12 protein-coding genes and 1 pseudogene are annotated in these 14,645 nt (G+C 68.9%); all 13 read left to right on the top strand.

Annotated features, from left to right (window positions below; genetic code table 11):
• Positions 1 to 833: pseudogene (locus Q0Q23_RS18170) on the top strand (DNA-directed RNA polymerase subunit beta'); the annotation flags it as partial.
• 148 nt (positions 834 to 981) lie between these two features.
• A complete protein-coding gene (locus Q0Q23_RS18165) occupies positions 982 to 1,209 on the top strand; it encodes a hypothetical protein (RefSeq protein ID WP_295127520.1) in 228 nt (75 codons plus the stop codon).
• Positions 1,210 to 1,435: 226 nt separating this feature from the next.
• On the top strand, positions 1,436 to 3,097 hold the full coding sequence (locus Q0Q23_RS18160) for a GspE/PulE family protein (RefSeq protein WP_295127517.1): 1,662 nt from the start codon (positions 1,436 to 1,438) through the stop codon (positions 3,095 to 3,097).
• A gap of 8 nt (positions 3,098 to 3,105) precedes the next feature.
• The gene (locus tag Q0Q23_RS18155) at positions 3,106 to 4,833 is read left to right on the top strand and encodes a type IV pilus twitching motility protein PilT (RefSeq protein WP_295127514.1); all 1,728 of its coding nucleotides are present in this window, start codon (positions 3,106 to 3,108) and stop codon (positions 4,831 to 4,833) included.
• Complete coding sequence (locus tag Q0Q23_RS18150) at positions 4,833 to 6,062, top strand: type II secretion system F family protein (RefSeq protein ID WP_295127511.1); 1,230 nt, start codon at positions 4,833 to 4,835, stop codon at positions 6,060 to 6,062. Before Q0Q23_RS18155 ends, Q0Q23_RS18150 begins: the two co-directional genes overlap by 1 nt.
• 214 nt (positions 6,063 to 6,276) lie before the next feature.
• Positions 6,277 to 6,774 carry a type IV pilin protein gene (locus Q0Q23_RS18145; protein WP_295127508.1) on the top strand — a complete coding sequence of 166 codons (498 nt, stop codon included), beginning with the start codon at positions 6,277 to 6,279 and terminating at the stop codon, positions 6,772 to 6,774.
• Positions 6,775 to 6,893: 119 nt separating this feature from the next.
• On the top strand, positions 6,894 to 8,300 hold the full coding sequence (locus Q0Q23_RS18140; protein ID WP_295127505.1) for a prepilin-type N-terminal cleavage/methylation domain-containing protein: 1,407 nt from the start codon (positions 6,894 to 6,896) through the stop codon (positions 8,298 to 8,300).
• Positions 8,297 to 8,986 (top strand): type II secretion system protein J, encoded by a 690-nt coding sequence (locus Q0Q23_RS18135; RefSeq protein ID WP_295127502.1) that lies wholly within the window; start codon positions 8,297 to 8,299, stop codon positions 8,984 to 8,986. The genes Q0Q23_RS18140 and Q0Q23_RS18135 overlap by 4 nt, the downstream gene beginning before the upstream one ends.
• A complete protein-coding gene (locus Q0Q23_RS18130; protein ID WP_295127499.1) occupies positions 8,983 to 10,875 on the top strand; it encodes a hypothetical protein in 1,893 nt (630 codons plus the stop codon). The genes Q0Q23_RS18135 and Q0Q23_RS18130 overlap by 4 nt, the downstream gene beginning before the upstream one ends.
• Complete coding sequence (locus tag Q0Q23_RS18125) at positions 10,872 to 11,717, top strand: A24 family peptidase (RefSeq protein WP_295127496.1); 846 nt, start codon at positions 10,872 to 10,874, stop codon at positions 11,715 to 11,717. Before Q0Q23_RS18130 ends, Q0Q23_RS18125 begins: the two co-directional genes overlap by 4 nt.
• A 34-nt stretch (positions 11,718 to 11,751) precedes the next feature.
• Positions 11,752 to 12,801, top strand: coding sequence for a type IV pilus assembly protein PilM (gene pilM, locus Q0Q23_RS18120; protein WP_295127492.1), 1,050 nt, complete (start codon positions 11,752 to 11,754; stop codon positions 12,799 to 12,801).
• Positions 12,798 to 13,667: a hypothetical protein gene (locus tag Q0Q23_RS18115; RefSeq protein WP_295127489.1), complete on the top strand. Its 870-nt coding sequence runs from the start codon at positions 12,798 to 12,800 to the stop codon at positions 13,665 to 13,667. The genes pilM and Q0Q23_RS18115 overlap by 4 nt, the downstream gene beginning before the upstream one ends.
• Before the next feature lie 5 nt (positions 13,668 to 13,672).
• Positions 13,673 to 14,386, top strand: coding sequence for a type 4a pilus biogenesis protein PilO (locus Q0Q23_RS18110; protein ID WP_295127487.1), 714 nt, complete (start codon positions 13,673 to 13,675; stop codon positions 14,384 to 14,386).
• The last annotated feature ends 259 nt before the right edge of the window (positions 14,387 to 14,645 follow it).

The raw sequence follows: 14,645 nt of genomic DNA, 5'->3' as shown, positions 1-14,645 counted from the left end.
GCGTGCAGGAGCTGTTCGAGGCGCGTACCCCCAAGGGTGCGTCCCCGATCGCCGAGGCCGCCGGCCGCATCGTCATCGAGGAGACGGACAAGTCCCGCAAGGTCATCCTGACCCCGGACAACGGCGACGAGCCGCACGTCTACCCGGTGCTGAAGCGCTCGACCCTCCTGGTGGAGGACGGCCAGCACGTCGACCTCGGCCAGCAGCTGATCGTCGGCACCGTCGACCCGAAGGAGGTCCTCCGGGTCAAGGGCGTCCGCGAGGTGCAGAAGCACCTGGTGGGCGGCGTGCAGGGCGTGTACCGCTCGCAGGGTGTGCCGATCCACGACAAGCACATCGAGGTCATCGTCCGTCAGATGCTCCGCAAGGTGACCGTCGTCGACCACGGCGACACCGACCTGCTGCCGGGTGAGCTCGTCGACCGTTCGCGGTACAACGAGATCAACCGCGCTGCGCTGACCGAGGGCAAGAAGACGGCGTCCGCCCGTCAGGAGGTCATGGGTATCACCAAGGCCTCGCTGGCGACCGAGTCGTGGCTGTCGGCCGCGTCCTTCCAGGAGACCACCCGCGTCCTGACGCAGGCGGCCATGGAGGGCAAGTCCGACCCGCTGATCGGTCTCAAGGAGAACGTCATCATCGGTAAGCTCATCCCGGCCGGCACGGGTCTGTCCCGCTACCGGAACGTCTCGGTGGAGGCGACGGAGGAGGCCAAGGCGGAGCGGTACCCCAACCGCATCTTCGCCGACGACTCCGCGTTCAGCGAGAACGACCTGAGCTTCGTCGACTTCGACAGCTTCAGCTCGGACGACTACACCCCGGGCACCTACAACTGAGTTCGTCGGTACGTACCACGAAGGCCCCCGGCACTGCGCCGGGGGCCTTCGTCGTTCCGCGAGACGGCGCATTCTCCGCCGCCTCGCGCGATCGGACCCCATTGTGCGCCGTCTCGCCCGCCCTCCCGCGTGCGCGAGAATAGAGGGCGTGTGGAGGCTTCTGGAGTACACGGACACCGTCGGCCGCTCGATGCTGGGCTTCGCCGCCGTCGCGCTGGTCGTGGCCGTGGTGAGCTTCGTCGTCGGCATCGTGCAGGCGACCACGGGGCACGCCGCAGCGACCCTCCCGTACTGGCTGACGACCATGGGTTGCGCCGTCCTCGGCGGCATCCTCGTCTACCTCGCCAGCCGCCGCGGAGACCTCCGCCGCCGCTGACAGCCGAGTACGCAGATTCTCCGCGTACTCGCCGGTCTCTGACCGATTATGCGCGTACTCGGCCGCTGACCCCCGGGCGTGGGGCACCCGCAAGCGGGTCTGGCAGGCGGGCGGGCGCGACGGTTACGGTGACAGGGCTTCGCCCCGCCCGGAGTCTCGCCCGGGCGACGGCGGCGCCCTGTCGTGGAACCCGAACCCGGCAGGACTTCTATCCGAGGAGGTCCCCGTGGCGTCCATGACCGAGATCCTGATTCTGCACGGCCATCTGCCCATCGAGTACCTGGACCGTGTGGAGACCGAGCCGACCGCCGACGAGGCCGTCGTCCGCGAGCTGCTGAGCCGCGGGGCGATCACCGCCGGCCAGTTGGCGCGCGCCCGCGCGGCGCAGTCCGGCCTGCCGTTCGTCGAGCTCGCCGACTATCCGGTCGACAGCACGGCGGTCGCCCTGATCCCCGGCGCCATCTGCCGCCGGCACACCGTGCTGCCCATCGGGACCGCCGACGGCTCCGTCGTGCTGGCCATGGCCGACCCGGGCAATGTGTTCGCGATCGACGACGTGCGCGCCGCCGCGCGGATGGGCGTCGCGCCCGTCGTGGCCGACGAGGCCGACCTCCGCACCGCGATCGACCGCTACATCCGCGCCGACGACGAGCTCAGCGACCTCACCACGACGCTGGAGGAGGAGTCGGCCCCCGCGGAGGATCGGAGCGTCCTGACGGAGGCCGACGACGAGGCCCCGATCGTGCGGTTCGTGAACCTGCTCGTCAGCCAGGCCATCCAGGACCACGCCTCCGACATCCACATCGAGCCGGCCGAGCACGACGTGCGCGTGCGGTACCGCATCGACGGCGTGCTGCACGCGATGCAGAGCGCGCCGAAGGCGATCCAGAACGGCGTGATCTCCCGGCTGAAGATCATGAGCGACATCGACATCGCCGAACGCCGCAAGCCGCAGGATGGCCGCATGTCGGTCGTGCACGGCGGCCGGCAGATCGACCTCCGTGTCGCCACGCTGCCGACCGTGTGGGGCGAGAAGGTCGTCATGCGCATCCTGGACAACTCGAACACCGGGATGACGCTCACCGACCTCAACCTGCTCGAGCGCAACTTCGAGACCTATCGGGCGTCGTACTCGAAGCCGTACGGCATGATCCTCGTCACCGGCCCGACCGGCTCGGGCAAGTCGACCACCCTCTACACGACGCTGAACGCCGTCGCCCGACCGGAGATCAACGTGATCACGGTCGAGGACCCGGTGGAGTACCGGATGGCGGGCATCAACCAGGTACAGGTGAACCCCAAGGCCGGCCTGACGTTCGCGAGCGCGCTGCGCAGCATCCTCCGCAGCGACCCCGACGTGGTGCTGCTGGGCGAGATCCGCGACCACGAGACCGCCCAGATCGCGATCGAGGCGTCGCTGACGGGCCACCTCGTGCTCTCGACCCTGCACACCAACGACGCCCCCAGCGCCGTCACCCGCCTGACCGAGATGGACATCGAGCCGTTCCTGGTCGGGTCGGCCCTCGACTGCGTGGTCGCCCAGCGCCTCGCCCGGCGGCTCTGCGAACGGTGCAAGCAGCCGGGAGCGTACACGCACGAGGATCTGCGGCGGTTGCGGTTCGAGGTGCCCGATGTGGAGCTCCCTCCCGTCTTCGTCCCCGTCGGCTGCCCGGCGTGCTCCAACACCGGTTACCGCGGCCGCATCGCCGTGCACGAGGTGATGGCGGTGACCGAGGAGATCGAGCGGCTCACGGTCGAGCGCGCGTCGAGCGCCGAGATCGGCCGCGTCGCCCGGGAGCAGGGGATGCTGACCCTGCGCGAGGACGGCTGGGAGAAGGTCAAGCGCGGCATGACGTCCGTCGAAGAGATTCTGAGAGTGGTCGCCTAGGAGGGCCGATGACAACGAACGACGAGAGCTGGGGCGGGTTCCCGCCACCGACGGAGAAGCCGGTCTACGAGATCCCGGTGACCCCTCCGGGCGCGACGGCGGGAGGCTGGGCACCGGGGGCCGGCGTGCCGCTCACGCCGCCCGCCTACTCCGCGCCGTCGTTCGACGCGCCGACGTACGCTGCGCCGTCTTCTGCGGTGCCCGCCTTCGACGCTCCCGCGTTCGGCTCACCCCCCTCCGCGTCGCCAGTACCGGCCGCGCCAGAACCTGTTGCCGGCTATCAGCCGGTGGCCGAACCGACCCCGTCCGTACCGGCGGCCTCCGCCGAGCCCGCGTACGACCCGTCGACGCCGTCGTCGGTGGTGTGGTCGCTCGACTCGGTTGCCGCGCCGCCCGCGCCGGCTGCACCGGCGCCTGAGCCCGTCTCTCCCGTCACCGAAGCGCACGATCCGGTACGCCGCCTCATCCCTGAGGGGCGACGCGCTGCAGCCCCGTCACCCGACTTCGAGATCCTCGAGCCCGTCGCGGCCCGCCCGTCCGTCACCGAGATCGACGAGACACTCACCCAGCCCGAGCGGGAGGCGCTCGAGAAGGCGGACAAAGACCTGGTCGCCGCTCTGCACGAGGTCGTCTTCCAGAAGGCATCCGACCTCCACATCACCGTGGGCGCGGCTCCGACCATCCGCGTCGACGGCGGCCTGCGGCCCGCGGCCAGCACCGAGCCCTGGAATCACGAGCGCACGCGCGAGGCTCTGATGAGCCTTCTGGACGACCGGCAGCGACAGATCTTCGAGCGCGAGCACGAGCTGGACTTCGCATTCACGATCTCGGCGAACTCCCGCTTCCGTGTGAACCTCTACCAGCAGCGCGGCTCGTACGGTGGAGCCTTCCGTCTCATCCCGACCGAGATCAAGCAGCTCGCGGCGCTCGGGGTCCCGGATGCCGTCGGCCAGTTCTCGCAGCTGCCGCGCGGCCTGGTACTGGTCACCGGCCCCACCGGCTCGGGCAAGTCGACGACACTGGCCGCGCTCATCGACCTGGTGAACAGCACGCGGTCCGACCACATCGTGACCGTCGAGGACCCGATCGAGTTCATGCACGTGCACAAGCGGTCGATCGTCAACCAGCGGGAGGTCGGCCACGACACCCACAGCTTCGCGAACGCCCTCAAGCACGTGCTGCGCCAGGACCCCGACGTCATCCTGATCGGCGAGCTCCGCGACCTCGAGACCATCTCGGTCGCTCTGACGGCCGCGGAGACGGGTCACCTCGTCTTCGCCACCTTGCACACGCAGGATGCGCCGCAGACGATCGACCGCGTCATCGACGTGTTCCCGCCGCACCAGCAGGATCAGGTGCGCGCGCAGCTGGCGGGGACGCTCCAGGGCGTGGTCTCGCAGACGCTCGTGAAGCGCGCGAGCGGCAAAGGCCGCGTCGTGGCCACCGAGATCCTGATGATGACACCGGCCATCGCGAACGTGATCCGCGAGGGCAAGACCTACCAGATCGCCTCGATGATGCAGGCCGGTCGCGAGTCGGGCATGCGCACGATGGATCAGCACCTGGCCGATCTGGTCAACTCGGGCATCATCACCCGGCGTGCCGCGGTCGAGAAGGCGCACGACGTGGAGGGCCTGACCCGGCTCATCCAGCGGGTCGAGTCACCGGCCGAGTCGTCGGTGATGGCGAGCGGGCCGGACTTCGGCGACAGCTACTCCGGCACGGTGGTGCGCTGATGCCCGTCACCACGCCCTACAACTACAAGGGCCGCAACGCGGACGGCAAGATCGTCAAGGGGCGCGTCGACGCAGCGAGCGAGTCGGCGGTCGCCTCGCGACTGCGCACGATGGGCCTGTCGCCCGTCGCCATCACCGAGGCCGCCGCCGGCACGGGTCTCAACCGCGAGATCAAGCTGGGGAGCGGTTCCGGCGTCAAGCTCAAGGACCTCGCCATCATGAGCCGCCAGATGGCGACGATGATCGGCGCCGGCCTGTCGCTGCTGCGCACGCTGAACATCCTGGCCGAGCAGTCCGCCAACAAGCGCCTCCAGACCGTGCTCGGCGACGTGCGCGACCAGGTGGAGAGCGGCACCGCGATCTCGGAGGCCATGCGCAAGCATGCCCAGGTCTTCCCTCCGCTGATGATCAACATGGTGCGCGCCGGTGAGACCGGCGGTTTCCTCGACGGCGCCCTGGAGGCCGTGGCCGACAACTTCGAGAAGGAGGTCAAGCTCCGCGGCGCGATCAAGTCGGCGATGACCTACCCGGTCATCGTGCTGATCATGTCCTTGCTCGGCGTGCTCGCCATGCTGATCTTCATCGTTCCGGTCTTCGAGAAGATGTTCAACGGGCTCGGCAAACAGCTGCCGGCGCCCACCGAACTGCTCGTGATCATCTCCCACCAGATGGTGTGGATCGCGCCGCTCATCGCTGTCGCGGTGATCGCGTTCGCTTTGTGGTGGCCCCGGCACAAGAACGACGAGGGCGTGCGCAGGCGGCTCGACCCGTTCAAACTCCGGATGCCCGTGTTCGGTGCTCTGATCAAGAAGATCGCGATCGCCCGGTTCAGCCGCAATTTCGCCAACATGATCTCGGCCGGTGTGCCCATCCTGCAGGCCCTGCGGATAGTGGGGGAGACCAGCGGCAACTGGGTGATCGAGAACGCGCTCACCGAGGTCGCCGAGGGCGTGCGGCAGGGCGAGTCGATCGCGACGCCGCTGAGCAAGCAGACCGTGTTCCCGGCCATGGTCACGCAGATGGTCGCCGTGGGCGAGGACGCCGGCTCGCTCGACACGATGCTCGACAAGATCGCCGACTTCTACGAGCAGGAGGTCGAGTCGACGACCGAGCAGCTCACGTCCCTCATCGAGCCGCTCATGATCGCCTTCCTGGGCGTCGTGATCGGCGGCATGGTCGTCGCTCTCTACCTCCCGATCTTCGGGATCGCGGGGGCCATCGGAGGCTGAGCCGGAACGGTCGCGCCGAGGCGGCATCCCACGTGGATGCCGCCGTGTGGCATGCCTGTCGCGCGCTCGGCTGTGACGACCGGGCCGGGAGCCCCTGCTCGCCGATTTGCCCCCACGGCGAGGCACAAATAGCACAAGACTCCCCAGTTCTGGGGTACGAAACGCCCGTAAAACCCCTGCAACGGGGGATATTTCTCCGAATCCGCTGGCAAATATGGTCATCCCCGAAGCGGCAATCTCGCAGCCGCACCCCGCACCATCACCCGACCGATTGGACACAGAAATGTACTTCCGTCTCATGGGCAAGCTGAACGCTCGCCGTCAGGGGCTGCTCGAGGAGGACGAGAAGGGCTTCACCCTGATCGAGCTCCTCGTGGTGGTCATCATCATCGGCATCCTCGCCGCGATTGCGATCCCGATTTACATCGGGGTCCAGAACAACGCCAAGGACGCCGGCGTGAAGTCCGACCTCGCGAACGCCAAGACCGCGGTCGTCGCCTACTGGACCGACAAAGGCTCGTCGGCAGCGGCACCGACCCTTGACGCAACCGACCTCGGTAGCTATGGCTTCACGCAGGGGTCAGATACCAAGACGCTTGCGTTCAAGGGCACGCCTACTTCGACGTCATTCTGCATCGATGCCACAAGCTCGACGACCAGCACGTTCTTCATCGATCAGGATCACGGAGCTCAGTCCGGCTCCTGCAGCTAGTCCGATTCGCTCCGTGCTGCGGGGCGCCGCCGAGTGGCGGCGCCCCGCAGCCGTCGATCTCGTCCCCCCAGCCCCACCCGGAAGCCCACCCCACGGACCCGACCACGGGAGGTGACCCCATGAACGCCCAGCACCGGCTCCGCCGCACCGCCCACGACTCCCGCGACCAGGGGTTCACCCTCATCGAGGTCCTGGTCGCGATGATGGTGTTCGGCATCCTCTCGGTGCTCGTCGCCTACCTGCTGACGAGCGCCATGACCATCACGCGCTCCAACCGCTCGAGCGAGGTCGCCGCCAATCTCGCGGCGCAGGCCATCGACCAGGCCCGCTCGGCCACCAATGTCTTCTCCGTCGTCAGCGGCGTCACGACGACCACCGTCGACGGCACCACCTACACCGTCACCAAGTCGGCCGGCTGGCTGACGAACACCGGAACGGCCTCCGACTGCGGAACCTCCGGCCTGCTGCAGAACAAGACCCTCAACGTCGCGGTCACCTGGTCGGGCATGCGCACCGGCGCCAGCCCCGTGCAGGCGAGCACTCTGCTCGCGCCGGCGGGTCCGATCAACGACCCGACCACCGGCACCATCATCGTCCACGTGCGCGATGCGTCGGGCGTGGGAGTGGCCGGCGTTCCGATCGGCGTCGCGGTCGATGGGAGCGTCTCGCCGAACACCGGCACCACGGTGAGCCCGGCTCCGTCCGCCACCGACGTCGACGGCTGCAGCTACGTGCTCAAGGTCGTCCCCGGGTCGTATATCGTCACCATCGGCACCGCGGGCGACGGCCGCATCAGCAGCGACCAGCAGCAGCCCCTCAAGCTGAGTGTGCCGGTCACCGCCGGCCAGTCGTCGGTGCTCGACAAGCAGTACGACACGGCGGCCACCCCCAAGCTCACTCTCGCGCCCGGCGCACCGGCGACGACGATGTTCCCCACCAACCTCACGGTCACCTACGTGCCGCAGGGGGACGCATACACCACCCGGGTGACGACGGCCACCGTCAGCGGCGTCACGACGACGAGCACACTCCTGTTCCCCTTCTCGTCGGGATATCAGGCGTTCGCGGGCACCTACGTCGCCGTCGGCCCGGCGGGCGGTGCCGCCCCGATCTGCCTGTCGGTCGATCCCGGCGCCTGGACCATCCCCAACGCCAGCGGCAACGTCGGGGTGCGGTCGGATCCGATCATCGGCATCACCTCGGGCGCGACAGGCACGGTGACGATGCCGCAGGTCACCGTCGCCGGGGTCTCCGGCCGCTGGCTGGTCGCCGTCAGCGCACCGGCCGCGTCGACCGTCGGAGACCCGGGCTGCACGACGGGGATGTCGCTGACGTTCGCCAAGGCGTCCACGAGCTCGGTCACGCTCGCGCTGCCCTACGGCAGCTGGAAGCTGTACTCGCTGGCGCGGCAGACCGACACTGTCTCCAGCTCTCCGGTCGTCGCATCCACGAGCATCACCCTTCCCGCCGGCAGCCCGCCGTTCACGACGGGGAACATCTTCACGCTCGATCCGAGGCAGCCATGATCCGGTTGGGCCGCCTCCTCCGCACCCGTGCCGCGCGCGCGCGCGACGCGGGTCTCACGCTGATCGAGCTGCTGGTCGCGATCGCGCTCACCACGGTGATCATGGGCCTCGCCGTCTCGCTGTTCGTGGCGGCCACGCACAGCGTGAGCCTGTCGCAGTCGATCGACGACGGCACCAGGCAGGGCTCGAACGGCATGAACCAGGTCGCGCGCATGCTTCGGGCGGCGACGCCCGACCCGCTCGCGAGCCCGATCGTCGGCGGCCAGCAGAGCGACCCCGCGATCATCTCGGCGGGTCCTCAGGTCATCAGATTCTTCGCGTACGTGAACCTGAGCGGTGGGGAGTCTCCCGTCATGGTCAGCTACGACGCCACGAGCGGAACGCTTGTCGAGACACAATACGCGGCGACCACGGCGGTCGCGGGTGTGAACGGGCACTGGGCCTTCACCTACCCGAATGCGACCGCGTCACGAAAGCTGTGCAACTCCATTCCATCGAGCACCACGGTGTTCCGCTACTTCGACAGGACCGGTACCGAACTCCTCCCGGCGAACCTGACGACGTGGCAGCAGCTCGCCACGATCACCTCCGTGAAAGTCACCATCACCATCCAGCCGACGGGTGCGGCCAGCGCGGTCACGCTGACCAACACCATCGGCATGGCCAACATCGGATCGGGGTCGTGATGATCACCCTTTTGCACCGGCGGCTGCGCCGCCTGCGCGCCGGCAGCGACCGTGGTGTCGCGCTCGCGATGGTCGTCGGCATCGGCGCCGTCCTGCTCCTCCTGGTCGCCACGACGATGTCGTTCTCGGTCTCCGGGCTGGTCCGCTCGAACCACGACGCGGACTGGGATGCCGCGATGTCGGCCGCCTTCGCCGGCATCGGCGAGTATCAGGGCCGGCTGACCAACGATCCCAGCTACCAGCAGTACGGCAACCCCAACTCGCCGTTCACGCGCGCGAACAACTCGCAGGGCACCGTGACGCTGCCCACGGGGGTCAACGCCAACCCGGCGTTCGACGTCACGGCCGGCGGAACCTGGGCGTCCGTGCCCCTCACCGACGGCCTCCCCGCGAACGCCTCCTACCGCTACGAGGTCGACAACTCCAAGTACGCCAGCAACGGCATCCTGCACATCCGCGCGACCGGGAAGGTCGACAACGTCACCCGTAGCGTCGTCGCGAACATCAAGCAGACCGGCTTCACCAACTACGTCTACTTCACCGACTACGAAGAGCTCGACCCCGCGCTCAACGGCGGCGGCTGCCCCAAGGCGTACGCCTGGTCGGGCACCAGCCGCCCGGCGAGCTGTCTCATCGACTTCGTCGCGGGCGACACCTTCGACGGCCAGGTGCACTCCAACGACACCCTCAACATCTGCGGCGGCACCTTCAAGCAGAAGGTCACCACGTCGAACCCCAACCGCAATGCGGCGGGAAACCTCTACACGCAGACGAACTGCTCCGGCACGCCGGTGTTCAACGCAGGAGCGCCGCAGAACTCGGCCCTGATCACGATGCCGCCCCCGCAGGCGCAGCTCGACCAGGTGCGCACCGACATCCCGGCCAAGGTGCCGTCGCCGGGCTGCCTCTACACCGGGCCGACCAAGATCACGTTCTCGGTCTCCGGCGGCAATGCCTACATGAACGTCATCTCGCCGTGGACGAAGTACACCGAGCTCAACCCGACCGGGTCATCGCCGTTCGCGTCCAAGCCGGCCTTCTGCGGAACGCCGGGGACCGTCGGAGGCTCGGCGGCGGCCAACGCGCACACACTCGCCGACGTCACCAACGGCCAGACCATCGCCATCGGTCCGGCCTCCCAGCTCTACAACAACCTCGTCTACGTGCAGAGCGTGCCCACCACCTCCACCGACCCGAACTACTGGGCGTCGGGAGCCTCACCGAACGCCAACACGCTGAAATGCGTCGGCGCCGACGGCACGAGTACCGGCAACGGGCTCGGCTATCCGATCGCCAACGAGATCGTGTCCACCTATGCGCCGTACAACTGCAGCGCCGGCGACGTCTTCGTGCAGGGCACGATGCACGGAGCCATGACGATCAACGCCGACCACTTCGCCTGGATCACCGGCAAACTCGTCTACAGCGACCCCGCGAACGACATCCTCGGCCTCGTCGGGGCCGGCGCGGTCTGGGTGTGGGACCCGCAGGTCTGCACGTACCCGACACCGTTCCCTTCGCGCTACAACACGAGGTGCTACTCGAGCTCCGACTACCTGACCTGGGAGGCGTCCTCGTCCAGCGGCAACTGCGCACGCACGATCAACGCCGCCATCCTGTCTAACTACCACAGCTTCGAGGTGCACAACTTCTCGTCGGCCTCGTTCGCCGGCTACCTCTGCGTCACGGGCTCGATCGCTCAGGAGTACCGCGGCCCGGTCGGCACCGGATCCAGCTACACCGGGTTCCTCAAGCGCTACAGCTACGACACCCGTCTGCTGAACTCGCCACCGCCCAAGTTCCCGACCCCGCGAACCACCTCGTTCAACGTGGCCACCGAGATCGAGGTCAAGACGGCCTTCTCATCGACGGGAGCGCCGCTGTCATGACCCTCTCGCTCTTCGTCTTCGCGGTCGGTTGCGTCGCCGTCTTCGGTGCACTCATCGGCTCGTTCCTGAACGTCGTCGTCTACCGGGTCCCCGCGGGCCGGTCCATCGTGTCTCCGCCGAGCGCGTGCGGCAGCTGCGGCACCGAGATCAGGCCGTACGACAACATCCCCGTCGTCTCGTGGCTGGTGCTGCGCGGTCGCTGCCGGTCGTGCCGCAGCGCCATCTCGGCGCGTTACCCGCTCGTGGAGGCGGCCACCGCCGTCGCGTTCGCCGTCGTCGCCTGGTGGTTCTGGGCCGGCCCGGAAGCCCCCGCGCAGCAGACCGGCACCGCTCTGGCTGCGGGCGTTCTGGAGGTCGTCGCGTACCTCTACCTGGCCGCCATCAGCATCGCGCTGGCGCTGATCGACCTCGACACGCACCGGCTGCCCGACGCGATCGTCCTGCCGTCGTACCTGGTCGGGGGGGCGCTGCTGGCAGCGGCCGCAGCGTTGACCGGCGACTGGGGTGCGCTGATCGGGGCGGCGGTCGGCTGCGCGGCACTGTACGCGCTCTACCTGCTGCTCGCCCTCGTCTACCCGGGCGGGATGGGCTTCGGCGACGTGAAGCTCGCCGGGGTCATCGGCATCTACCTCGGCTACCTCGGCTGGGGACCGCTCATCGTCGGCGGCTTCGCCGCGTTCGTCCTCGGCGGCCTCTTCGCGCTCGTGCTGGTGATCGCGCGCCGGGCGCGGAGGGGCACCGGTATTCCGTTCGGCCCCTGGATGCTGGCCGGAGCCTGGCTCGGCATCCTCGCCGGCCCCACGATCTGGAACGCCTACCTGGCGCTCCTCGGACTCGCCTGACGGCGACTCGGCAGAACAAGAGAAGGAGGACACCATGGCACGCAGCATCGTCGGCATCGACATCGGCAGCACGTCCATCCGTGCCGTGGAACTCGGTGATCCGCACAAGCCGAGACCCACGCTCCTGCGCCATCACGAGGTGCCGCTGCCCGACGGTTCGGCCAGCCGCGGGGAGGTCCTCGAGCCGAACACCGTCGCAGCGACCCTGCGGCTGCTGTGGCACCAGGGCGGCTTCAAGAGCAAGGAGGTCGTTCTCGGCATGGGCAACCAGCGCGTCCTCGCGCGCGACCTGACCGTGCCGCGGATGTCGCACATCCGTATCCGCGAGAGCCTTCCGTTCCATGTGCAGGACATGCTCCCCGTTCCCGTCGCCGACGCCCTCCTCGACTTCTATCCTGTGTCGGAAGAGGTGGGCGAGGCCGGCCCCGTCGTCAACGGCCTGCTCGTCGCTGCGGTCAAGGAGGCCGTGCTCGGCAACGTCAAGGCGGCCACGCTGGCCGGCCTCACCGCGGTCGACGTCGACCTCCTGCCGTTCGCGGTCTCCCGCGCGCTGGTCACGCGGACCGGCCACCGGGGCACCGTCGCGCTCATCGACATCGGCGCCAACACGACGAGCGTGGTCATCCTGACCGACAACGTGCCGCAGTTCGTGCGCATCATCCCCGCCGGTGGGGCCGAGCTCACTCAGGCCCTGCGAGCCGGGCTCGAGGTCGAGCCCGGCGAGGCGGAGCGCATCAAGGCGAGCATCGGCCTCGCCAAGCAGGTGTCGAGTCCCGAAGAGCACCAAGCGGTGGAGATCATCTACCGGGTCACCGGCGAGTTGCTCACGAGCCTGCGGAACACCGTGAGCTACTTCATCAACACCCGCCCCAGCACCCCGGTCGAGAACGTCGTACTCACCGGCGGCGGCGCCCAGCTTCCTGGGCTCGCCGATGCGCTGAGCGAGATGACCCGGCTGCCGGTCGCCGTCGGGGATCCCTTCCACGCCGTCGCCCTGTCGCGTCACCTCGACGCGACGATCCTTCGGCAGACCAGGTCGTCGCTTTCCGCGGCGCTCGGCCTCGCACTCGGGAGCGCAGCATGAGCCTCATCGCACGGCGTACGAACGACGCCGACGAAACCGCTGACGGTACGCAGAAGCGCGGCAAGGCCGCTCAGACGAAGCCCGCCAAAGCCCCGCGTGAGCGCAAGCCGTCGAAGTCTCCGAGAGGCCGTGCGTCGACGACCCCGGCGAACGCTCCCGAAGCGCCCGCGGCTGCCAAGGCGTCGGCCTCGAAGCGTCCGCCCGTCGCGGGAGGCCGACAGGAAGGTTTGATCGTCGGTGCGGAACCGCGTGTCGACCTCCTGCCGCCCGAGGTGCGGGCAGAGCGGCGGAACGCGCGTACTCGACGCGGCCTCGGCTGGGGTGTCCTGGCCGTCCTTCTGGTCGTGCTCGTTGCGACAGCCGGAGCGTTCAGCCTGAACGTGGTGTCGCAGGCCAAGCTGCTCACGGCCCGCAGCGAAACCGCCTCCCTGTTGGCGCAGCAGCAGCGGTACGCACCGGTGCGTGAGGTGCAGAAGGAGGTCGCGCTCGCGCAGGCCGCCCAGCAGGTCGGCGCATCGACCGAAGTCGACTGGAAGGCCTTCCTCGACAAGGTCGGGGCCGCCCAGCCGGCCGGTCTCGCGCTCGCCTCGGTCGCGGTCGACTCGGCGTCGCCGACCGCCATCTACCAGCAGTCGCCGGATCCCCTGCAGGGGCCGCGCATCGGGACCGTCACCGTCATCGGCACCAGCGCCGCGTTCCCCGACGTACCGGCCTGGGTCGCCGTGCTGCAGAAGATCCCCGGTGTCGTCGACGTGGTTCCCGGCACGGTCACGCTGGACGAGGTGAAGAACGTCTACAAGGCGACCGTCACCATCCACGTGTCCGACAGCCTCTACACCAAGCGCTTCGAGCCGAAGGACAAGTGAACGCCATGGACAAGACACGTCTCTGGATCATCGGCTCGGTACTGGCGATGGTCGTCGTCGCAGCACTCGGCTGGGTGCTCGGCATCCAGCCGCAGCTCGACCAGTCGGCCGCGGCCGACGCGCAGACACTGCAGGTGGAGGGCACCAACACCGCCAGTCGGCTCGCGCTGAACAAGCTCAAGAAGGACAGCGAGTCGCTGGACGACCTCAAGTCGCAGCTCGCCGCCGTGCAGACCTCGATTCCTGCCGAGGCGCAGACGCCCGCGTTCATGGATGAGATCACCGCGCTCGCCGCGGCCAACGGGTTGACGGTCACCGCGTCTCAGATCACCGACGGGGCGGGATTCGTCCCGCCCGTGAACCCCGCCGCACCTGCCCCCGCCGCGGCGTCAGGGACCGGATCGACGGCGACGCCGACCCCCTCGCCGACCGCAACACCGACACCGACACCGAAACCGACAGCCGTCCCCGGGATGCCGCCGGCAGCGAGCCCGCTCGTCACCAAGGACGACTTCACCGTCATCCCGGTGTCGGTGACGGTCCGTGGCGCCTATTCGAACATCCTCGCCTTCGTCGAGGCGGCGCAGAAGGGCCAGCGTCTGTTCCTGGTGAACGGCATCGACGTCGGACCCGCCGCCAACGGTCCGGGCTTCGACGGCAAGGTGAGCGGATTCATCTACGTCCTCACGACAGGCGCACAGGCGGCACCGGCCAAGTAGCACCGACCGGCCCGGCCCCGGCCCGCCCTCCCTCGACTTCCGCACCCCCGTTGCTACAGTGGGCACCACTTACAGGTGCCCACTGGGGGCGGAGCGAGGAGCGCCAGCATGAGCGACACGACACCGGAACCCGCTGAGAAGCGGGACGACACGGGAGCCGACGCGCCCCCCGTCGCGCCGGCGACCGCCCCCGCCGCGTCGGCCGCCGCCGAGCCGGCCCCAGCCGAGCCCGCCGCCGAACCGGCGCCCGAGCCTGCGC

Source organism: uncultured Leifsonia sp. (assembly GCF_945957465.1).
Lineage (GTDB): Bacteria > Actinomycetota > Actinomycetes > Actinomycetales > Microbacteriaceae > Leifsonia.
The sequence above is the reverse complement of the archived record's forward strand: the minus strand, read 5'-3'. Positions and strand labels throughout refer to the sequence as shown.